A 22004-nucleotide genomic window follows, 5' to 3' on the forward strand; every position below is an offset into this window, starting at 1 on the left:
CCCGTTCTCCGGGCGCCGGTTCGGGACTCCGGGCTCTGACCCCGAACTCTCGCCCGCGTCCCGTCTACCATGACCGCCGCTGCTTCCTTGAAAAAACGGGATCGACCGGCTACGGGAAAGACGCTGCTCCGTCTCGGCGCCCCTCCGGGGGACCAGGGGGTGCTTCTGGCTTACCCGGTTCCAATTCAGTGGATTTACGCATGTACAATCTGAAGTGCCGCTTCTGCGACGCGCCCATCGAACAGACATTCATTGATCTCGGCACCTCTCCGATCGCCAATTCTTATGTAAAGCCGGAGAATTTCATGAAGATGGAGCCGTTCTTCGCGCTCCACGCCTTCGTATGCGGCGAATGCTTCCTGGTTCAGCTTCCGAACATGGAATCGCGGGAGCATATCTTCAACGAGGAATACGCCTATTTCTCCTCCTATTCCGCCTCGGTCCTCTCCCATTCCAAGGCCTATGTGGAGATGATGATCGACCGCTTCGGCTTCGACGGAAATTCCCAGGTGATCGAGGTCGCGAGCAACGACGGCTACCTGCTCCAGTACTTCCGCGACCGGGGCGTCAAGGTGCTCGGCATCGAACCCTCGGGCAGCGTGGCCGAGGCGGCCGAGAAGGCCGGCATCCCGTCGCGCGTGCGCTTCTTCGGCGTCGAGACCGCGAAGGCGCTCAAGGCCGAGGGTTTCACCGCCGATCTGATGCTCGGCAACAACGTGATGGCCCATGTGCCGGACCTGAACGACTTCATCGGCGGCTTCCCGATCCTGGTCGGGCCGCGCGGCATCGTCACGATCGAATTCCCGCATCTCCTGCGCACGATCGAGGACCTCTACTACGATCAGGTCTATCACGAGCATTACTCGTATCTCTCCTTCATCGCGGTGGAGAAGATCTTCGCCGCGCACGGGATGACGCTCTTCGACGTCGAGGAGATCGCGCCGCAGGGCGGCAGCCTCAGGATCTTCGCCTGCCACACCGGCGACGAGACCCATCCGGTGACCGAGCGCGTGGAGGCGATGCGCGAGCGCGAGATCGCCGCCGGCCTCGCCTCCCCCGAGGGCTACCGCTCCTTCGCGGAGCGCGTCCAGGAGACCAAGCGCGACCTCCTGCGCTTCCTGATGGAGGCGAAGGAATCCGGCAAGACCGTGGTCGGCTACGGCGCGCCGGCGAAGGCGACGACGCTGCTGAACTACTGCGGCGTGAAGGCCGACATGGTCGACTACACGGTCGACATCAGCCCCTACAAGCACGGCAACCTGCTGCCGGGGACACGCATCCCGATCCATCCGCCCGAGAAGATCCTGGAGACGAAGCCCGACTACGTCCTCATCTTCGCCTGGAACATCAAGGACGAGATCATGCGGAACATGGCCGGGGTGCGCGAGTGGGGCGGCAAGTTCGTCGTCCCTCTGCCCCGGGTCGAGGTGCTCGACTGATGGCCCCCGCTCCCGGGTCCGAAGCTCCTTCTGTCCCGGGCTCGACCCGGGACGCCTCCGGGAATGTTCCGCGCGCGGAACATTCCGCGGATACCAGCACGCCGGCCAGCCCCGCCATGACCGGCGCCAACGAACCCGGCGCGGCGATGAAGGCGCTGATCGCCCGGCTCTATCCGATCTGCCGCTCGATCACCGGCGAGGGCGTGCGCGAGACGCTCGGCATCCTCTGCGAGGAAATCCCGCTCGAAATCCACGAGGTGCCCTCGGGCACGCCGGTCTTCGACTGGGTGGTGCCGGATGAATGGGTGATCCGCGACGCCTTCGTGAAGGACGGGACCGGCGAGCGGATCATCGACTTCCAGGCGCATAACCTTTCGGTCGTGAACTACTCCCGGCCGTTCAAGGGGACCCTCACGCTCGACGAGCTGCGCCCGCATCTCCATGCCGAGGCGGAGCATCCGGACTGGATCCCCTACCGCACCAGCTACTACCAGGAGAACTGGGGCTTCTGCCTGCCCTGGAACCGGCTCCAGGCGATGGGCCCCGGCCCCTACGAGGTCGAGATCGACGCCGAGGTGAAGCCGGGCTCGCTCACCTATGGCGAATGTTTCATCGAGGGGAGGAGCGCCGAGGAAGTGCTGGTCTCCGCCCATTGCTGCCACCCCTCGCTCGCGAATGACAATCTCTCGGGGATCGCGGTCGCGGTCGAGCTCATCAAGGGGCTGATGGCCGCGAAGCCCCGGCTCTCCTACCGCTTCATCTTCATCCCCGGCACCATCGGCTCGATCACCTGGCTCGCGCTCAACGAGGCGCGGTTCCCGTCGATCAAGGCCGGGCTGGTCGCGGTCAATCTCGGCGATCCGGGGATCATGCATTACAAGAAGAGCCGCCGGGGCGACGCGCCGATCGACCGCGCGGCGGCGCATGTGCTGAAGGCGCGCGGCGACCACCGGATCGAGGATTTCTCGCCCTACGGCTATGACGAGCGGCAGTTCTGCTCGCCGGGGATCGACCTGCCCGTGGGCTGCCTGTCGCGCACGCCCTATGGGCGGTTCCCGGAATACCATACCTCGGCCGACAATCTCGACCTCGTGCGCGAGGAGGCGCTCGCCGCCTCGCTCGCGGCCTTCCGCGAGATCTTCGCGGTGCTGGAGCGGGACGGGACCTGGCTCAACCTCTCGCCAATGGCCGAGCCGATGCTCGGGCGCCGCGGCCTCTACGCCGCGATCGGCGGCCGTTCGGACACGAAGGACCGGCAGATGGCGATGCTCTGGGTGCTGAACCAGTCCGACGGGCGGCATTCGCTCTTGGACATCGCCGAGAAGGCCGGACTGCCCTTCGCGCTGATCGCCGACGCGGCGGAGGTGCTGGCGGCCCATGACCTGCTCGCCCCCGCCGAGGGGCGCGTGCTGTGAGCGGAGCCGGGGGCGAGGCCGTGAGCGAGACCATGAGCGGGGCCGAGCCCTTTCGGGGCAAGGTCGCGCTCGTCACCGGCGCCTCGGCCGGGATCGGGGCCGGGATCGCCGCCGCGCTCGCCGAAGCCGGGGCGGAGGTCCACGCGGTCGCGCGCAACGGCGGGGCGGAGGACTACCACTGGCATTCGGTCGATCTCGGGCAGGACGCGGCGATCGCGGATTTCCTCGTCGGCTCCGCGCCGAAACGGCTCGACATCCTCGTCCACGCCGCCGGGCTGCTGACGCCCGACAGTTTCACAGCGGACAGTTCCACACTGGACAGGAGCGGGGGCGTGCTCGCCGATCTCGACCGGCAGCTCCAGGTGAACCTGCGCGCGCCCTGGCAGCTCACTCATGGCCTGCTGCCCCGACTGATCGCGGCGAAGGGCTGGATCGTGGTGCTCAATTCCTCGATCTGGGCCAATGCCCGCGCCGGGCTCGCCGGCTATGCCGCGTCGAAATACGCGCTCCGGGCGATGACCGACGCGCTCCGGGCAGAGGTCAACGACCATGACGTGCGCGTGCTCTCGGTCTATCCCGGCCGCTCGGCGAGCCGGATGCAGGCGGAAGCCTCCGCCGCCGCCGGCAAGCCCTACCACCCCGAGCGCCTGCTCCAGCCCGCCGAGATCGCGACCAGCATCCTCTCGGCCATGAGCCTGCCCGGGACCGCCGAGATCACCGACCTGCACATCCGGCCCGCGCTGAAAGGGTAGGGGCCGATCACAGGGCTGATCCCGGGGCCAGTCCGGGAAACGTTCCGCGCGCGGAACATTTCCGATCCTCGAGGGACTTGATCGGCCCGTCAGCTTCCGCCGGGGCGAAACGCGGGATGGGCTGCCGCCGCGGGGTTTCCCGGTTTTCCCGACACAGCAAAAACCGGGGCCATAAAGCCGGGGGCCGCGAGGGATGTTCCGCGCGCGGAACATTTCAGTGCGGCCGGGAGCGTTCCGCGCGGGAGCGGCAGAAGGCGAGGAAGGCGGCGTCGGCGTCATGGAGCACCGGCCGGCCGGTCGCGCTCCAGAAGCGCAGCCATTCCGCCTCCAGCCAATGGGTGTCGAAGCCCGGCGCCGTCGCCCGGGCCCGGTCATGCGCCTCGGCCGAGAGCTTCGGACCCTCGCCCGGCACCACGCCCATCCGGCCGCGGGCCCGCACGAGGAGGATGTCATCCGTCCCGAAGGAGAGCGAATAGTCGGGCAACCCGTCCTCCTCGGCCATGTCGCGGATCATCTTGCGAAACACCCGCCGGGGCGAGGTCGAGCCGGATTTCAGGAGCAGCGTCTCGAGCCCGATCCGCCATTCCGCCTGCCGCCCGCAATGCTTGCGCGCGATCTCGTAGACCCGGCGCTCGAGCGGCTTGCGGAGCCGGAAATAGTCGCGGCTCAAGGTCAGCACCGATTTCGATACCACCGAGCGGTACATCCAGTCCGAGAGCGTGACCGAGACCAGGATCATCCGTCCGCCGCGGGCCTTGCGCTGGATCTCCCAGGCGTCGATCAGGCCGAAGCCGCGCGTGCTCTCGACGCCGCCGGTCGCGATATTGGTGACGATCCGCGTGCCCGAGAGCCGCTCGAACGCCTCGCGCAGCCGCCGGTAGCCGTCGCCCGAGGTCTCGCGATTGGTGGCCGCCAGCAGGTCATGCGCCTTCAGATGGAGCACGGGGCTGGTCTCCCGCCCGGCGTTCAGCGCCGCGACGAGCTGGCTCACGCAATAGATCAGCACGTCCTTGTCATGGATCGTGGCGAGCCCCTTCACCGAGGGGGTGATCTCGATCGTGGCCGTCCCATGCTCGTAGCGCAGGATTCGCCGATCCGGCCTGGTCGCGAGCGTGAAGAGCGGGTGCTCCATCGAGGCCATGTCCTCCTTGGGCGTGGCCCAGGGCAGGTCGCAGATGAAGAACCCGGCCGCCGGCGCCACCGGATTGATATCGGCCGGGATAATATCAGCAGGGGTGGTATCGGCGGCGGCCGAAAACCCCGGGGCAGGGGGCTTCCCCACCGGCGCCGGGGCGGACTCCGGATTGTCCGGGGCCGCGCCGGAAGCACCACCCGAGCGCTTTTCCATGACCGGCTTTCCCCCAGCCAGCTTGCCCTCGACCGGCTTGCCCGCCGGCTTCCTTCCGGTCCGGTTCCGCGCGGCCGATTCCAATCCGGAGTCCGATCCAGGTTTCGGGCCGGATTCTGAACCGGATCTCAAGCCCGTCGATCCGCCACGCCTGCTCTGCCTCATCAAACGGCGGTCCCGTTCTTATCGTGGTTTCAGTAACGCCCACTATGAGGACAACCCCGGTCCCCGCAACCGATCATTTCGGGGTTTCAGAATCGCTTCGACGTGGTTTTGGATTCATCTGAACGTGGTTCCGGATTCACCCATGGTCCCGCGAGGGTCCATTCCCTCCGCCACCCCAAGGGTTTACCAGACCGACCCGGAGCCGTAACACATGATCTAACACCGAATAACACCGGTGAAAAATCGCCGCGGGACGAGAAAACCCGCCGGATCCCGGCACCGGCCGGTAAAAACCCTTGGCACTCCACGAAAAACCCCTCCGTCTACCGGTTTCGCTTTGATATGCCGCGAATCATGGTACATTGCTAAAAACGCGATACATGAGGTTTCCGAGCGATGTCCCAGACTCCCGGCGCCGGCCCGGAGGAGGCTCCGCCGCCCTATTTCAACATCTCCCCCGACGAGGCACTGGCCGAGCTCGAAGCCCCGGTCGGCACCGCCGATTTCGGGCGGATCGCCGAGGTCTGCGCCCGGGGCCGCGCCGATCTCGTCGCCCGCGGCCATGAGGGAACCGGGGAGCGGCGGCTGCGGCTCTTCTCGACCTGGGAGATCACCAAATACCTGATCCCGGTCGCACCCGCGCATTTCCGCCGCGTGCTGCGCGCCAACCCGGACCTCCCCCAGGGCGCGACCGAGACCCAGGGCGGGGCGAAGTGGTTCACCCTCGACGAGGTGCTGAGGCTCCGTGCCCATTTCGCCGCCGAGGGGTCGCGGGCGAAGGAGTACCGGCCCTACCGCCCCGAGGGGCTGCCGGCGAAGGTCTGCGCGGTCGCCAATTTCAAGGGCGGCGTCGGCAAGACCTCGATGGCGGCGCATCTCGCGATGTCGGCGGCGCTCGACGGCTACCGGGTGCTGGTGATCGACCTCGACAGCCAGGGCTCGATGACCTCGATCTTCGGCGGCAAGGTCGGATCGGAATGGGACACGATCTTCCCGCTCATCGCGCGCGACTACGCGCTCGGGCTCCGGGCCGAGAACCAGCGGCGGGTGGACCGGGGCGACGCGCCGGTGGCCCTCGACGAGACGCTCTCCGAGGCGCTGACGCGGTCGAGCGCCGATGTGATCCAGAAGACCCACTGGCCCAACATCGACCTCATCGGCGCGCAGCTCAATCTCTACTGGGCCGAGTTCCAGATCCCGGTCTGGCGGATGAACCTTCGCGGCTGGAAGCTCTGGGAGGCGCTCGCCAACGGGCTCGAACGCGACCGGGTGCTCGGCGACTACGACATCGTCATCCTCGATACCCCGCCCGCGCTCGGCTATCTCACGATCAACGGGCTGACGGCCGCCGACATCCTCCTGGTGCCGATGGGCGCCTCCTTCCTCGAATTCGACTCGACGGGGCGGTTCTTCGACATGCTGCATTCGACCTTCCAGTCGATCGAGGAGGGCGAGAACATCGCCGCCCGCGCGCTGGGGCGGCCGGAGATCCATTTCGAATGGGACGCGGTGCGCGCGATCGTCACCCGCTACGACGCCGGCCAGCAGGCCGAGCTCGCGGGGCTGATGCAGGCCTATCTCGGCCGCTCCCTCTCGCCCTGGCGGCAGGATTTCACCGCGCTGGTCGGCCAGGCGAGCGAGCAGGTGAACGGGATCTACGAGGCCGACTACCGCGACTTCAACCGCGACACCTATGCCCGCGGCCGCCTGACCTTCGACCAGACCTACGCGCTCTTCAAGCGGCTCCTGCTCGCGAGCTGGCGACGCGACGAGCTCGAGGAGACGAACCGGAAGGAGAGCGCCTGATGGCCCGCCGCCGCCTGAGTCCGATCGCAGGTCCGACTCTGAATCCGACCCTTCCGGCTCCGGCCGGGGCGCCCGCGGAAAATGTTCCGCGCGCGGAACATCCGGGTGGCCGGCCGCCGCCGCTCGTGGACACGGGGATCGGGACCGGGCTTGGGACCGGGATCGGCGCGCCCTCCGGCCCGGCGCCGATCGCGCGCGTCGCGGCGGAGGCGGCCGGGCGCGCGGCGCTCGATGAGGTGGTGGAGACGCTGCGCCGCGCCGAGGCCGAGGGGCGGATGCTGCGCGCGATCCCGCTCGAGGACATCGCCGCCGATCATATCGCCCGCGACCGGATGGGGGCGCCCGGAGGGAGCGAGGCCGGACTGGCCGGGGTCGGATCGGCCGGGGTCGGATTGGCCGGGGCCGAGGCGGACGAGGAGATGGTGGCGCTGCGCGAGTCGATCCGCGCCCATGGCCAGCGGATGCCGATCGAGGTGACGCCGCTGCGCGGGCCCGCCTCGGACGAGGGGACGGATGGCGGCTTCGCCCGCGGACGGCTGCCCTTCGGGCTCATCTCCGGCTGGCGCCGGCTCGCCGCCTTGCGCGCGCTCTTCGCCGAGACCGGCGAGGAGCGGTTCGCCACGGCGACGGCGCTGGTCCGCCGGCCGGAGAACGCGGGCGAGGCCTATGTGGCGATGGTCGAGGAGAACGAGATCCGCCTCGGCCTCAGCCAGTACGAGCGCGCCCGCATCGCCGCCGTCGCGACCGAGCGCGGGGTGTTTCCGACCGAGAAGGTGGCGCTGCTCACGCTCTTCGCCAGCGCGAGCCGGGCCAAGCGGTCGCGCATCCGCGCCTTCACCGAGATCTACCACGCGCTCGACGCCGCGCTCCGCTTCCCGACCCATCTGCCGGAGCGGCTCGGGCTTCGCCTCGTCGAACTCCTGCGCGCGGGGCAGGGGGAGGAGATCGCGGCGGCGCTCGACAGGGCGGCGGCCCGGAGCGCCGAGGAAGAACTCGCCGCGCTCGAAAGGACCGCCACCCGGCTCGAGCGGCGCCCGCCGGCCGGGACGAAGGGGACGGGGACGAAGGAGGCGGGAGCGGGCTGGTCCTGGGAACGGATCGGGCCGGAGCTCGAGCTTGGCTTCCGCGGTGGCGGCGAGCCGGAGCTTCGGCTCCGGGGCACCGGGGTGACGCCCGAGGTCCAGGCCCGGCTCAGGGCCGTGCTCTCCGGGCAGGATTAGCCGGGGGAGTCAGGGGCCGAGACGGTGGGGGGGAGAGGCCCACGCACGCACGCCGGAGCGGTCGGGGCGCGGCCCGGAAGTGGCCCCGGAGGGCCTGAAGCGGCGGCGGAAGAGGCCCCGGGCCGCTCAGGGTCCGGGGCAAGGTGTTCCGGAGCGAAGTGCCGGCGCGAAGTGTCCGGGCGCGAGGTCCCGGGAAGCCGTCAGGCGGCCGTATGGACTAGAAAGGGCTCTCCCGCGGAGGGGTCCTTCGCGGCGGGCTCCGGTTCCGGCAGGACCGCGGCGGTCGCCTCGGGCATCCAGTGGATCACGTAGCTCTTGGCGAAGACCACCCGTTCGACCTTCAGTGGCCGGCCGGGGAACAGATCCCTGACCTCGCCCCTGGAGAGCAGGTTGATCTTCTCGACCTCGCGGCGGCGGCGGTCCCGGTCGTAGCGGCGGATGCGCGCGTCGAAGGAGAAGGACATCGACCAGGCCTGGGCGGGTTTGCCGAACCAGTGGCCGAAGGGCATGCGGTGATGCGGCTCGACCGGGAATTCCCAGGCCGGCGTCTGCATCCAGCCGGCGCGGCCGACGCGCATCATCTCCTCGGCCATCGCCTGCATCGTCCTCCAGCCGCCGACGTGCTCGATCACCGAATTGGAATGGACGAGATCGACCGACTGATCGGCGTAGTCCCGCAGATCGCAGGCATCGCCGATCCTGTGCTGGAAGAGTCCCTCGGGAGCATCGCCGGAATAGGCCCGCCCGAGTTCCCCCTCGTCGATGTTCACGAGGTCGATCCGCTCGATGCCCTCGAGACCGACATTGGCCCAGTAATCGGGCCGCCCTCCGACATCGAGTATCCGGATGTCGCGTCCGTAAAGGGCGACAAGACTTTCGATCTGCTCTCGGAGGGCGCGCCCACGTTTCTTTCGGAATCTGTTGATGGGAGAGTATGTCGGGGACTTCATGCCTCACTCCGGTACTAATGGTATTCTGCTTTGGGCCTGGCTGTACTTCTTCAACGATCATCTGGGATCGCCTGATAAGATAGGCCATTGTCGAATATACTTGATGGGGCGTGATCCGGAAAAGGGCGGCGGAACGTCTCGGCGGAAACATGCGCGGGGAACCGCGCGGCGGGGCTTTTCCAGGTCACCTTCCGGGCCGTCTTGCGACGGTACGCGGCGAGGGGCGGGCGATGATGCGATCACCTCTATCGGCGGCGTGCCCGGACATGCATGGCGTGCCGGACATGGCGTGCCGGGAGTGAACGCGGGGAACGAATACCGCGGCGGAGGTGTGGAAACGGGCGTGGAATGATGGGGCCATGCCGGGGGGCCAGTATGGGGGCCGGAACGAGGCTGGAACGGAACCGGAACGCGGGGCCGGACACCGCGGCCGGAACACCGCCAGGGAGAAACGGGCTTCGGAGAATCACCCCGGGGAGATTCGCGGTCCGGTGGCGGAGAGAGAGGGATTCGAACCCTCGAGACGGTTCCCCGCCTACACACTTTCCAGGCGTGCGCCTTCGACCACTCGGCCACCTCTCCGGCGCGCGGACAAGATCACCTCTGGCGGCGAGACGCAAGGGCGGAGCGCGCGGGAGCGGCGACCGCCGGATGAAGCCTGCGCGCTAGCGAAATGAAAAGCGACGGGAAAACGTTTGTATCAGAATCCGTGGTAAAACCCGGAACACCCGGGTACCCCCTTCGCATTCGGAGCCAAAAGGTTCCCCGGAAACCGGCTCCACCCTGAAAACTGGCATAAAATCGCCCATCGACCTGGGTGACAAAGCGCGGACTTGAGCACCGGAAGCGTCGCGCTTACACCCTTTGTAAGCAAACAATACGGCCTCATGCGGGAACGCGGAGGCTTCTGGTAAACAATAAACAAGGGACAGACCTTGACCGAAGCGACGAGATCCCGGCACGCCGGGCCGTCCGACCCGCCGGAAGGGATGGCGGGTCAGGACGGCTGCCAGCGCGCATGGATCTCGGCGTCTTCCCCTGCCAGTCTCCGGCGCGACGCCGGGACAGGGCCCTTCGGGTCCGGCGAGGGGCGGTCGTAGACCGAAGTATCCGGTTCGTCTGAAGCGCGAAGGCCTCCCGGGGTCTTCCTCATGGAACGGAGCGTCGGCTTGGCCGGCGCCGCCGATGGTTTTCGCCGTGCCAATGGCGGGGACTCAATGAGAATGCGCGCGTCTGTTTGGCGTGTGTGGAGAGAGGCGGAAGTACAGGCCTGGGACCTCATGGAAGTCCACAGAGGTAAGAACTGTCATGTCTACGATTTCGGTATCGACTCAATCCGAGCTGCTCTCCGCGCTGAAGATCGCCAGGGGTGGTGACACGATTCAACTGGCCGCCGGGAATTACGGGAACATCACGCTGAACGGAACGAAGGCCGCCACCAAGTATCTCAAATATTCGGGCGAGGTCAAAATCGTTTCCGCGAACCCGGGCGACAAGGCCGTCGTCAACAAGCTGTTCATGGAGGGGGTCCAGAACCTGACCTTCGAGAACATCAAGTTCGACTATACGTCCGCGACGACGACCAACGGCCAGCCGGTGCTGCTGAAGTCCTCCAAGGAGATCACCTTCCGGAGCAGCGTGTTCGACGGCGAGACCGCGGGCGGCTACGGCTCCGGCACGGGGCTCAAGGTCAGCGCGGGCAGCGACATCCTGGTCCAGAACTCGACCTTCACGAATTATCGCAAGGGTATCGAGGCCTGGGCGGTCGATGGTTTCGACATCCTCAACAACAAGCTTCAGGGCATCAGCTACGACGGCATCGTGAGCGGTCATGTCCAGGACTTCACCATCCGCGGCAACACGGTCGCGATGCGGCCCGATCTGGGCGCGGACAACCACCGGGACGTGATCCAGATCTACAACCAGGGTCCGAAGGCGCCGTCCTCGAACATCCTGATCGAGAACAACAAGCTCACCTCCACCGATACGGTCACCCATGGCATCTACATGGGCAACGCCGATGCGAAATCGACGGGCAGCGGTTCGGAATTCTATTCGAACGTCGTGATCCGCGGGAACACGATCGAGACGGGCCAGAGGCTCGGCATCGGGATCGGCCATACCAACGGGCTCAAGATCACCGGCAACACGCTGATCCAGAACGACGCGCTCAACGACAACACCCGCCCGATCACGATCCCGATGCTGCAGGTCGAGCAGGCCTCCACCAATGTCACGATCACCGACAACATCCTGCACGGACAGCCGATCCCGTCCAACAGCGGCAACTGGGCCGCGGTGACCGGCGCCGACGCGGGCTGGACCGTGCGTGACAATGCGATCGTGAAGCTCGACTGGAAGATCGGCCAGTCGACAGCGGACCCCTGGGCCGGCGTCCGGGGCAACGGCGAGGCGGACCAGTTCCGCTACAAGGGCACCTGGGTGTCCACCGGGGACAGGACGGACGTGAACTCCAAGCTCAACTTCGAGGAAGGGGACACGATCATCCTGGTCAATTACGAACAGAACAGCTTCAAAGGAGTATCGGGCGGCAACAAACTTGATGTGAGTTCCACGGGTGACTATTCGAAGATCAACTCGATTGTCGATCTTCAGGAATTGGCGGCGACTTCGCCAAAGCTCAGCGCGTCCGTTTCGGGCGATACACTGACACTTCACATCACCCAGACAGGCGGTGTCCATGACATCGTCCTGGAGGGATTGGGCCAGGAATACCAGAGCACCTACGACGCGTCTCTGTTCTGACGGACGGGCGCCGGAGCGCGGGAGAAACCCCGCCCGGCGCCTGACCAGCGGGGTCGGCCGAAACCGCCGGCCCCGGGCCTTCTTTCCCAATCACCGGGGACTTCGGTCCCGACTGAACCGGTACCCGCTCTCGATGCCTCCGGCACCGAGCAGGGAAGTATTGTCCATGTGAGTGGAGATATTTCTCTGAAAAAATCGGAGGAACTTGAGCGTAATGAAAACAGAATTTTAGCAAACCAAAAATAGGACGGGTTTGTTTTAAAAAGGAAGGACAGGCCATACAATGACGACGTATACGGTCTCAAGCAGCTCGCAGCTCACCTCGACGATCAGCAAGGCGAAGTCGGGTGATTCGATTGTGTTGAAATCGGGTAACTACGGTAGCCTGGCGATCACGAGCGAGAAGTTCTCCAGCAATGTGAAGATCTCCTCCGAGAGCTCCAGCAATCCGGCGACCTTCTCCTCGATCAATATCAAGAGCTCCTCGAACCTCACGTTCGACAATATCAAGATGGTCGGCACCGGCACCGGCTTCAAGGTCAGCGGTTCCAGCAACGTGACGCTGCAGAATTCGGACCTCGCCAATTTCACCAAGGGCATCCAGCTCGCCGGCGGCTCGAACCTCAAGTTCATCAACAACGATCTGAACAACATCAGGTACGACGGGCTCGTCGCCGGTCATGTCCAGGGCATGACGATCCAGGGCAACGAGATCCACATGAACGGCCAGGGCGACAGCCACCGGGATGCGATCCAGTTCTACAACCAGGGTCCGTCGGCGCCCTCCGCGAACATCGTGATCAAGGGCAACCAGATCACCACGAACGACGGTGTGACCCACGGTATCTATTTCGGCAACTACGATACCAAGGGCGGCGCCATCACGAGCGAGTTCTACAAGAACATCACCATCGAGGGGAACTCGCTCAAGACGGGCCAGATGCTCGGCATCGCGATCGGCGGCACGCAGGGCGTCTCGATCCGGAACAACACCGTGGTCCAGACCGACGCCTTCTCGAGCAAGAAGACCATCAACATCCCGCTGATCCTGGTCGACAAGGATGCGAAGGGCGTCACGGTCTCGGGCAACACGGTCCTGAAGGCGCCGGTCATCGCCGACGATGCGAACAACTGGAAGATCGTCGGCACGCTCGCCAATACCGGCAGCAAGATCGTGTCGCTCGGCGCCACGGTGTCGAATTCCTCCAAGGATGACTCGTCCTCGTCTTCGGCGTCCTCCTCGTCGTCCTCGTCCTCGTTGTCCTCCTCCTCGTCGAGCCTCGGCGACGGCGACGCGGATACGTTCCGCTTCAAGGGATCGAGCGTCAACGGGACCAAGACCAACAAGATCTCGGCCGATTTCTCGGAAGGCGACAAGATCGTTCTCGCCGGCTACGACAACGGCACCTTCAAGGACATCGGCGGCGGCAACCGGGTCGATAACAGCAAGGCCGGCGATTACGTCAAGATCGACTCGCTGACCGACCTGCAGGAACTCGTCAAGGCGTCCCAGGACATCTCGGCCAAGGTCTCGGGCGACAATCTGACGATCAGCATCGACCAGGGTTCGGACATGCATCACCTGGTGCTGGCCGGCCTCGGCCAGGAATACCAGAGCAGCTACGACTCCACCCTCTTCTGAGAACGCGGGGGGCATCCTTCGGGATGATCCCGCCAGCTGGTGGCGCGGGGAGCGACGGCTCCCCGCGCTGCGGGCGCCCCGCTCCGGAGGCCAATGGCTTCGGGGCGGTTTCGACCCGGCGAATGCGACTGCCACGGAATCTGCTCGGCGGCCCCGGGAAGGGGTCGTTGCCGAAGCGCGCTCCGCCCGGACTGACTGACCAACCGGGGGGCCCGTCCGAATTTTCGGGCGGCCATCCAACTGAAAACAGAGCGGAGAAACCATACCCATGGCGACCCTTACCGTCTCGAATTCGTCCGAACTGAACTCGGCCGTGAATTCCGCCGGCAGCGGCGATACCATCGTTCTCGAGAATGGCAATTACGGCGGCCTCACGCTGCGAGGCGCCTCGAATCTCACGATCCGGGCGGAGGGCGGCTCCGCCGTCCTCGAGCGGCTCGCGATCCAGAACTCCCGGAACGTGACCGTCGACGGCGTCGACTTCGACGGCGCGACCGACAGCGGGGGCTACGGCACCGGCACCGGGCTCAACCTGCGATCCTCATCCGGCATCACGATCCGCAATTCCGAGATCTCCGATTATTCGAAGGGGATCCAGGTCTGGAACGTGACCGGGCTCGAACTGATCTCGAACACGCTCGACAACATCTCCTATGACGGGATGGTCCTCGGCCATGTCAGGGGGGCGCGGATCTCCTCCAACGACGTGACGATGCACGGCCGCACGAATGTCGACCACAAGGACATCCTCCAGATCTACAACCAGGGCTCGCAGCCGCCCTCCTCGGACATCGTGATCTCGAACAACAGGCTGACGGCGATCGACAGCAATATCCATGGCGTCTACATGGGTAACTACGATGCCAATGCCACTGGCTCGGCGAGCGAGTTCTACAGGAACATCACCATCACCGGCAACGTGATCGATTCCCAGCACAAGCTCGGCATCGCCGTGGACCGGACCGACGGGCTCACGATCACCGACAATGTCGTGCTCCAGAACGACCGGATAAACAGCTCGCGCACGATCAACAAGCCGGTCATCCTCGTCAACCAGAATTCCGACGACGTGCGCGTGACGGGCAATGTCGTGCTCGACACGCCGAGCGCGTCCGGTGCGAACTGGCAGAAGGCCTCGATCGCGGGCAGCAACTGGTCGATCTCGGGCAATGACGTGGTCTCGACCTCGACGCGGATCGATTCCTATGCCTCCGGCTCGGCGGGCGCGAACAACAACTCCGGCGGTTCGGACAGCGGTTCGGACGGCGGTTCGGACAGCGGCTCGGGTGGCGACACCGGCGGGGATACCGGCGGCTCCACGGGGGGTGATACCGGCGGTTCGACGGGCGGCGATACCGGTGGCGATACCGGGGGCTCGACGGGCGGCGACACGGGTGGTTCCACCGGTGGCGATACCGGCGGTGACACTGGCGGCTCCACGGGGGGCTCCACGGGGGGCGATACCGATACGAGCGGCCTCGGCAACGGCGTGGCGAACCAGTTCCGCTACATCGAGCCGTGGATGAACGGCGATACCACGTCGCGGCTGGCCGGGATCGATTTCTCGGAAGGCGATACGCTGAAGCTCGGCCGGTTCGACGCCGGCACGTTCCGGGATTCCACCAGCGACAGCAATGTCGTCCACAACAGCAAGGCCGGCGATTACGTGCTGATCGACTCGATCGCCGACATCGCCGAACTCGTCGCCAATTCCGCGGGGATCTCCGCCTCGGTCTCGGGCAGCGACCTGACCTTCTCGATCGAACAGGACGAGGGCGTGCTCGACCTCATCCTTCCGGGCCACGCCGCGGCCTACGACGCGCTGGTCTGAGAGCGGGCGGCGCGGGGCGCCCGCGCCGCGACACCGCTCAAGGGGAAGGGCGGCGGCGGGGAGGTATCCCGCCGCCGCCCTTTTCACGGGCCGATCATCGGCCGGTCATCATGGAGGGGTCACGAGCTCCGATCAGGGGGCTCCGATCGCGAGACCGGATCGCGAGCTCCGATCACTGGCCGGCCGGCGGCTCGACCAGGGTTCCCGAGGCCCCGCCACCCGTCGCGCCACCGCTCGCCGAACTGTCGCCCGCGACCTGGCTGGCGCGCCGCGCNAGGGGGCTCCGATCGCGAGACCGGATCGCGAGCTCCGATCACTGGCCGGCCGGCGGCTCGACCAGGGTTCCCGAGGCCCCGCCACCCGTCGCGCCACCGCTCGCCGAACTGTCGCCCGCGACCTGGCTGGCGCGCCGCGCCTCGGCGAGCCAGTTCTCCTGGCGCCGCAGCTTCAGCGCCTCGCTGCGCGCGCGCATCTCGGGCTGATGCGCGAGCGCCTCGCGCAGCGCCGCCGCCAGCGCCTCGGGAGCGTTCTCGCCGAAGAGCGCGGCCTCGCCGAACATCCGGCGCAGGGTGCCGGTATCGGACAGCACCAGCGGCGCATGCGCGCCGAGCGCCTCGTTGGCGACGCTGAGCTGGCAATTGGCCCGGCTCGTCACCCCGAGCACGGCATTGGCGCGCGTGAGCAGCTCCTCGAACGCCTCGATCGTCAGATAGTCGGTGAACTGGACATTGGCCGGCGCGTCCTGGGTCAGCCCCAGCGCCTCGGCCTTCCGCCTGCGGCCGGTGATCCGGAAATCGACTTCCGGCAGCAGCCGGGCCGCGCCCATCACCGCGCCGATCGGCTGTTCCTCGTCGGCGCTGAAGGAGCAGGGCACCAGCACATAGGGCCGGGTCCCGGGCGCGGCGGCGGGCTGCTCGGGAAGGTCGAGCCGCGCCGGCGGGTCCTCGAGCACGCGGACGAGTTCCGGCCGCACGCCATGCGCCTCGGCCCGCGCCCGCATGTCCTCGTTGTGAACCAGCACCCGGTCGGAGCGGTTCAGCACCCAGGCCGCGCCGGGGAACCGCGACCAGGGCGGCAGCACCGCGTTGTCGTGGCAATCGACGATCAGCGCGTAGCGCCGGGTCACGGCGCGCAGCGCGAGCAGGACATGCGGCACCATGCTGGGCGGCGACTGCACCCAGACCACGTCCGGCTTCGCGGCCAGCACGACGCGGATCGTGCTCCAGGCCTGCGCGAGATAGCCGAAAGGCTTCAGCCATTTCCGCGACATCGGCGACGGCAGGTAGTGGAGGTCGAAATCGACGTACTGGTTCATCGATTCCGCGCGCCGCTGGAAATCGATCCAGGCGATGTAGATCTGCTTGCTCACGGGACCGGCTGCTCCTTGACTCGGGATACCACTTATTCGGGACGATCTAGGTCCGCCGGGCGCCGTCGCCCAGCGGGGTTCCGTCGGAGTCTCCCGCGGGACCCTTCACCGGCGCCGCCGGCAGCAGGGGAAAGCCGTCCTGCCAGCTGGCGCGGTTCTCCCAGACCGCGCCCCAGCGGATGGCGGCCTCGCGGAAGCGGTCCTGGCCGGTGAGCCGGGCCACGATGCCGCCGCCGAGCTTGCGCGTCAGCGGCCAGAGCCGGATCATGCCGATGCCGAGCGGCCGCTGCCAGGGTTTGAGATAGCGTTTCGCGAGCGTGATCCGCGCCTTGAGCTTCAGGCTGTCGCTCGAGAGCTTGGGCGAGGAGGCGCCGCCGAAATGGATGATCTCGGCCTCGGGCGTCATCCGCGGCCGGGCGAGGCCCTGGCCGCGCGCGCGCCGGCAGAGATCGGCCTCCTCGCCATACATGACGAAGGAGAGGTCGAAGCCGCCGAGCGCCTCCCAGATGTCGCGCCGGATCAGCAGGAAACAGCCCATGATCACCCCGACCTCGCGCTCGCTGTCGCGGGGCCAGTCGCCGTAATATTCCGGATTGAAGAAGGTGCTGCCCCCGAAGGCCACGGAGAGCCCCAGGAGCCGGGAGATGATGCTCCAGAAGGTCTGGTCGTCGAAGGCGCAGGCGGGGTCCAGCACGCCCTCTCCGGTCACTGTGCGCCCGCCCCAGATCCCGGCATCGGGGGTCCGTTCGGCGAAGGCCATCAGCTTGTCGATCGCGCCGTCGAGGATCAGCGTGTCGGGATTGAGCAGGAGCAGGTATTCGCCCCGCGCCGCGCGGGCGGCGATATTGTTGCCCTTGGCGAAACCGTGGTTTTCCGCGCTCGCGATCAGCCGGACATCCGGATGGGTCTCGGGCGGGAAGGCCCCGGCGATCGCCGCCGCTGAGCCGTCGGGCGAGACATTGTCGAGGACGATCACCTCATGGGGCGTCTTCGTCTCCGCCTCGACCGAGCGCAGGCAGTCGAGCGTCATCGCCTTCGTGTTGTAGCTGACGACGATGATGGAGAGCTTTGGGTCGGAGAGCTTCGGGCCGGAGGGCTTCGGGTGGGAGGCTTTCGGCGCTGCGAGATCCCGCGCGCCCGTCGGCAACCCGGTCGGCAACCCGGTCGGCGACCCGGCCGGCAACGGGGCGGGCAGGGGAATGGGGCTCTGGTCGGTCATGAAGGTCTTTCTCATTCCGGCTCATTCGGGCGCGCGAAGCGGCGAAGCGGGCCGGCACTCATAACAGGAAAAATCCGCGGGTGACCATCGGCGGGGCACGGACGCGGGTACGGGTACGCGAAACGTCGCGGATCGATACATCATGGCCGCGGCCGCGGGAATGGGCTTCGGCGCGGACATGCGCGTGGATACGGGCCGCGTGGATATGGGCCGCACGGATATGGGCGCGGAATCGGAACCGGGGGCGGAGATCCTGAGTCCGGAACGACCGATTCCCGACCCGCCCGTCGCCGGGCCTTTCCGTGTCGTGATCGACATGCCGATCTGGCCTTTCGTCTTTACCAGTGAATCAGGAACCGCTTAAGAGACCCGCTCGGAAGACGCCGCCCATGAGCGGCGGTTCCTCCCTCACGGGAAGCGAATCTAGAAGAAAACAAGGCGAAAAGGAACGGGGCGGGGGCACGCGAAGGCGTGATCGGCGTGAGCGACCCCCCCCTGGAACGGCGATCGCCGCCCGGGGTTGATGTGGCGGGAAAGCCGCACCCGGACAGCGGTTAAAAAGGGGTGAACGCATTTTATCTTTATTTTTCAGTAATAATAGGCGGTTTTTCTCCTATGGGGTTTTGAGGGCTCCACAGGCAACAAAAACGAGCGGAACAATGGATCAAAGCATGGGTAGGGAGAGGCTGGCCGGTTTCGGAAAGGATCATCGCGTATGACGACCGCTGTGATGAGTGCAGAGTTTACCGCGCCGTTCAGTCCGGCGCTGGTGGTCCCGCTTCCGGAGGTCCGCCAGTGGCGGATCCATATCGGCGCGCATAAAACCGCGACGACGCATTTGCAGAACACGCTGACGGAGATCCGTCAGCGTCTTGTCGCGCGCGGGGTCGATCCGATCCCGCTTCCGGCGCTCAGGCGCGTCGGGATGGCACAGGCACTGAACGAGCGGCGCCTCGCAACGCGCCTGCCGATCCTGCGCGGCGTGGTGGCGAAGCGGATTCTGAGCGACTTGCTCGATCCGCTGCGCGAAGGTCCCGAGACGGTGATCATCTCGGAGGAGAAGCTGATCGGGGCGCCCCGCAGGGTGTTCTCCGATCCGTTCTATCCAATGGTCGAGCATATCGTGCCGACGCTTGCCACGCTGGGCGGCCGGGCCGATGTGACGCTGTTCCTGTCGATCAGGAACTTCCACGCGCAGCTCGCCTCGACCTATGCGCAGGAGCTGAGGGTGCTGCCGCCGCCCGAGGGCGGGTTCGACGCGATCCGCGCCCGCGTGGTCGCGAAGCCGCCGAGCTGGTTCGACCTGGCGGCGCGCATCCGCAAGGCGGCGCCGAACGCGCCGCTCCGGATCTGGCGGCAGGAGGATTATCGCGAGCATAAGCGCGAGATCCTGTCCGAACTCGCGGGCTGCGACACCGGCCCGCTGCCGCAGCTCGCCGACCCGGTGCGTACCAAGTCGCCCTCTCTCGAGGCGATCCGGGAAGCCGAGGCGCTGCCCCGGACGCTGTCCTCCGAGGCGCGGCGCCGGATCGTCGACGGGATCTTCGCCTCCGCCGGCCCCGGCACGCGCTTCGCGCCGTTCTCGAAGGACGAGGAGGCGATGTTCGAGGCGCATTACGCCACCGACCTGGCGCGGATGCATGAACTCGATCCGGAGATGGTGATGCGCTTCTGAGAAAGCCGGGCCCTTCCCCCGCCGGGGGGAGGGCCCGGCCTTCGGAAGAAGGCTGCCTTCGGGGAGAGCCTCCGGGTCCCTCGGAAAGTCCCGGAAACGGAAAGCCCCCGAAAAAACGGAAAGCAAAAACGGAAAGGGCCGGACCCCAGCGCTGGGGTCCGGCCCTTTCCGTTGCTTCGGGGACTTCCCCCGCCCCGGCGTTTTCGCCCGGGCGGGGAAGGCTCAGCGCAGCGTGTCGAAGGCCTTGGCGATCTGGAAGAAGACCGCGTTGCTCGAGGCGCTTTCCGGGTCCTCGTCGCGGGTACGGTAGCTGTAGCCCATGTCCGCGCTGATCGAGGAGGTGAGCTCGCGGCTGTAGGTCGCGGTCACCTGCATCCGCTCGATGTCCGGATCGTCCTCGTCCTCGACATCGACCTGGATCGCATAGCTGAGATCGAGCTCGAAGCTCGAGACCCGGTTGATGTTGTGGACGTAATCGAGGCCGAGCCCGGTCACCCGCGCTTCGTTGCCGCCGCCGCTCGTGCCGGTGTAGTTCTGGAAGATCCGGCCGGCGACCCGGCCGCGGGGCAGGGTATAGGCCGCGCGGAGCGAGCCGAAGAACCGCGAATCCGGCGCCGCCGTGGTCCATTCGCCGTTGCCGAGGATCACGACATCGGGGAGCGCGTAGCGGAAGTTGGCGTTGATGCCGGCGCCCTCGTCGTCCTGGGTGGTCTCGCGGTCGCCGGTCGCCTGATCGAGTTCGGTACGCTCGCGCCAGGCATAGTTGAGACCGCCGCCGAGGGTCAGGACCTCGGTGGGCGTGTAGATGACGCCCGCGCCGACCTGGGTGCGGTCGAGTTCGGTCTCGGCGAGGTTGTCGGCGCTGTAGGTCAGGTAGTCCGCGGTGATCGTGCTCGCGAGCACCGGGTTGAGCTGCAGGTTCCAGGCGCCCTGACCCCGGAGGGTGGTGCGCGCGACCTGCTCGGGGTCCTCGTCGGTATAGTCGATCTGGGTGCCGATGAAGCGCAGCTCGTAGCTCGACCGGGTCGCGGTCCCCCAGATGACGCCCACGTCCGCGTCGTAGCGCAGCTCGCGGGAATCGCCCGTCAGCTCGTCGAGATCGTCGGGGTCCACATCCGGGATCGTCGGATCGGTGTCGACCGTGTACTCGACCTGGCGCTGGCGATAGGAGAAGGCGGCGTCGAAGGTGCCGTTCGCCCATTCGTTCTGATAGGTGAAATCGCCGGTGGAGGGCGAGGCGAGGACGAATTCGAAATCCTCATCCGCTTCCCAGAGCGCGCGCAGGCCGGTGTCGAGCCCGAAGGTCAGGATCTGGGTGTCGGTCTGGCGCAGGTAGTCGATCCCGATCCTCGTATCGGCGAAATAGGTCGTGCCGGGCGAGGGATCGTCGAGACGGTAGTTGTCATTGACCTCGAATCGCTCCGAGATCGTCGCCGTCAGGCTCGATCCGTCGGGCGGCGTCTCGAGGATCTCCTGGGCGAAGACGCCCCCGGCCGACCCGGCGAGCAACAGGGCCGTCAGGGAGCGCGCCCCGAGGGCGGGGGTCTTGTGGGAGGCGCGTCGCATCACCCCATGCCTCACTCGAACAGGCGGCGTTCGGGAACGACGATCACGTCGCCTTCGCGCAGGGTGATCATCGACTGGACTGCCCCGCCGCGCTCGACGGCGTTGTAGTTGAAGAGGAACAGCCGCTCCTGGTGCGTCGCCGGATCGGTGCGGCGTAGCTGGATGCGCTTGCCGGCGGCGAACCGGTCGAGCCCGCCCGAGAGCGCGATCGCCTGCAGGAGCGTGGTGCCCGGCTCGACGAGGACCTCGCCCGGCGTGTTGACCTGTCCGAGGACGTAGACCGGGAATTCACCGGCGTTCTCGTCGACGGAGACCACCGAGACGAAGACGCTCGGGCGCACCGCGAAATTCGAGGCGAGACGGTCGGCGATCACACCCTCGACGCTGTCGACCGTCTGGCCGGCGGCGGCGATCGTGCCGGCGAGCGGCACGGAGATGCGCCCGTCGGGCAGCACCAGAACCTCCCGGTTCAGCGTGTCGTCCTCGAGAACGGTGACGGTGAGGGAGTCGCCGGGCTGAATCCGGTAATTGGAGCCCTGGGCGAAGGCGGGACTCACAAGGCTTGCGAGCATAAGGGCGAATGCAATCGGTCTCATATACCGCCTCATCTGTTGGTTAAGGTCGTTTTTAAACATGGTTCGGTGATTGGCTGAAGGGCAAAACCGTCCCGGAACCGCGTGGGCCGCCCATTTGCTTCCGGATGCGTAGTCATTCTGCAACAGATTCCGCCTATCCGGCCCCTGATCCCCGCGGGGCGGGCGGGGCGGGGAGATCCGCCGCGCCGCGGGGGGCGGCGGAAAAACCGGTTTCCCCGCCGCCCCCTCCTGCTCTAGAAACCGGG

16 protein-coding genes and 1 tRNA gene are annotated in these 22004 nt (G+C 66.7%); 10 read left to right on the top strand and 7 right to left on the bottom strand.

Translation table 11 applies throughout. The features are described 5' to 3' along the window. The first annotated feature begins 200 nt into the window (after nucleotides 1–200). The 3 genes from ACLJK8_RS11300 to ACLJK8_RS11310 all read left to right on the top strand — a co-directional run bounded on the left by ACLJK8_RS11300 (nucleotide 201) and on the right by ACLJK8_RS11310 (nucleotide 3606). Nucleotides 201–1439 carry a methyltransferase domain-containing protein gene (locus ACLJK8_RS11300; RefSeq protein WP_413150366.1) on the top strand — a complete coding sequence of 413 codons (1239 nt, stop codon included), beginning with the start codon at nucleotides 201–203 and terminating at the stop codon, nucleotides 1437–1439. 116 nt (nucleotides 1440–1555) lie between these two features. Next, nucleotides 1556–2854, top strand: a complete 1299-nt coding sequence (locus ACLJK8_RS11305; protein WP_413150367.1) for a DUF4910 domain-containing protein — start codon at nucleotides 1556–1558, stop codon at nucleotides 2852–2854. A 20-nt stretch (nucleotides 2855–2874) separates the two neighbouring features. After that, a complete protein-coding gene (locus tag ACLJK8_RS11310; protein WP_413150368.1) occupies nucleotides 2875–3606 on the top strand; it encodes an SDR family NAD(P)-dependent oxidoreductase in 732 nt (243 codons plus the stop codon). A gap of 214 nt (nucleotides 3607–3820) precedes the next feature. Here ACLJK8_RS11310 and ACLJK8_RS11315 read toward each other — a convergent pair whose 3' ends face one another. After that, nucleotides 3821–4747: a replication initiator protein A gene (locus ACLJK8_RS11315; protein ID WP_413150383.1), complete on the bottom strand. Its 927-nt coding sequence runs from the start codon at nucleotides 4745–4747 to the stop codon at nucleotides 3821–3823. Nucleotides 4748–5515: 768 nt separating this feature from the next. On the opposite strand from ACLJK8_RS11315, the gene ACLJK8_RS11320 reads away from it, so the two are divergent. Then, complete coding sequence (locus ACLJK8_RS11320; protein ID WP_413150369.1) at nucleotides 5516–6925, top strand: AAA family ATPase; 1410 nt, start codon at nucleotides 5516–5518, stop codon at nucleotides 6923–6925. Nucleotides 6926–7050: 125 nt separating this feature from the next. Beyond that, nucleotides 7051–8145 carry a nuclease gene (locus ACLJK8_RS11325; RefSeq protein ID WP_413150370.1) on the top strand — a complete coding sequence of 365 codons (1095 nt, stop codon included), beginning with the start codon at nucleotides 7051–7053 and terminating at the stop codon, nucleotides 8143–8145. A gap of 200 nt (nucleotides 8146–8345) precedes the next feature. Here the strand turns inward: ACLJK8_RS11325 and ACLJK8_RS11330 are convergent, their stop codons facing one another. Beyond that, a complete protein-coding gene (locus ACLJK8_RS11330) occupies nucleotides 8346–9095 on the bottom strand; it encodes a methyltransferase domain-containing protein (protein ID WP_413150371.1) in 750 nt (249 codons plus the stop codon). A gap of 492 nt (nucleotides 9096–9587) precedes the next feature. Then, nucleotides 9588–9677, bottom strand: a tRNA-Ser gene (locus ACLJK8_RS11335). A 726-nt stretch (nucleotides 9678–10403) separates the two neighbouring features. Here ACLJK8_RS11335 and ACLJK8_RS11340 point away from each other — a divergent pair. The 3 genes from ACLJK8_RS11340 (at nucleotide 10404) to ACLJK8_RS11350 (ending at nucleotide 15334) form a co-directional block, all read left to right on the top strand. After that, a complete protein-coding gene (locus ACLJK8_RS11340; RefSeq protein ID WP_413150372.1) occupies nucleotides 10404–11861 on the top strand; it encodes a right-handed parallel beta-helix repeat-containing protein in 1458 nt (485 codons plus the stop codon). A 283-nt stretch (nucleotides 11862–12144) separates the two neighbouring features. After that, nucleotides 12145–13503 carry a right-handed parallel beta-helix repeat-containing protein gene (locus tag ACLJK8_RS11345; protein WP_413150373.1) on the top strand — a complete coding sequence of 453 codons (1359 nt, stop codon included), beginning with the start codon at nucleotides 12145–12147 and terminating at the stop codon, nucleotides 13501–13503. A 268-nt stretch (nucleotides 13504–13771) separates the two neighbouring features. Beyond that, nucleotides 13772–15334 (top strand): right-handed parallel beta-helix repeat-containing protein, encoded by a 1563-nt coding sequence (locus tag ACLJK8_RS11350; RefSeq protein WP_413150374.1) that lies wholly within the window; start codon nucleotides 13772–13774, stop codon nucleotides 15332–15334. Nucleotides 15335–15647: 313 nt separating this feature from the next. Here the strand turns inward: ACLJK8_RS11350 and ACLJK8_RS11355 are convergent, their stop codons facing one another. After that, a complete protein-coding gene (locus tag ACLJK8_RS11355; RefSeq protein WP_413150375.1) occupies nucleotides 15648–16703 on the bottom strand; it encodes a glycosyltransferase in 1056 nt (351 codons plus the stop codon). A 46-nt stretch (nucleotides 16704–16749) separates the two neighbouring features. Further along, a complete protein-coding gene (locus ACLJK8_RS11360) occupies nucleotides 16750–17937 on the bottom strand; it encodes a glycosyltransferase family 2 protein (RefSeq protein ID WP_413150376.1) in 1188 nt (395 codons plus the stop codon). Between the two features lie 127 nt (nucleotides 17938–18064). On the opposite strand from ACLJK8_RS11360, the gene ACLJK8_RS11365 reads away from it, so the two are divergent. Both ACLJK8_RS11365 and ACLJK8_RS11370 read left to right on the top strand, forming a co-directional pair. Beyond that, complete coding sequence (locus ACLJK8_RS11365) at nucleotides 18065–18286, top strand: hypothetical protein (RefSeq protein ID WP_413150377.1); 222 nt, start codon at nucleotides 18065–18067, stop codon at nucleotides 18284–18286. A 366-nt stretch (nucleotides 18287–18652) separates the two neighbouring features. After that, nucleotides 18653–19597, top strand: coding sequence for a hypothetical protein (locus ACLJK8_RS11370; RefSeq protein WP_413150378.1), 945 nt, complete (start codon nucleotides 18653–18655; stop codon nucleotides 19595–19597). A gap of 222 nt (nucleotides 19598–19819) precedes the next feature. Here ACLJK8_RS11370 and ACLJK8_RS11375 read toward each other — a convergent pair whose 3' ends face one another. Together ACLJK8_RS11375 and ACLJK8_RS11380 are read right to left on the bottom strand one after the other, a co-directional pair. Continuing rightward, complete coding sequence (locus ACLJK8_RS11375) at nucleotides 19820–21163, bottom strand: hypothetical protein (RefSeq protein WP_413150379.1); 1344 nt, start codon at nucleotides 21161–21163, stop codon at nucleotides 19820–19822. A gap of 11 nt (nucleotides 21164–21174) precedes the next feature. Further along, the gene (locus tag ACLJK8_RS11380) at nucleotides 21175–21759 is read right to left on the bottom strand and encodes a polysaccharide biosynthesis/export family protein (protein WP_413150380.1); all 585 of its coding nucleotides are present in this window, start codon (nucleotides 21757–21759) and stop codon (nucleotides 21175–21177) included. Between the last annotated feature and the right edge of the window lie 245 nt (nucleotides 21760–22004).

Origin of the sequence: Amaricoccus sp. W119 (assembly GCF_047275745.1) — a bacterium.
Classification (GTDB): domain Bacteria; phylum Pseudomonadota; class Alphaproteobacteria; order Rhodobacterales; family Rhodobacteraceae; genus Amaricoccus.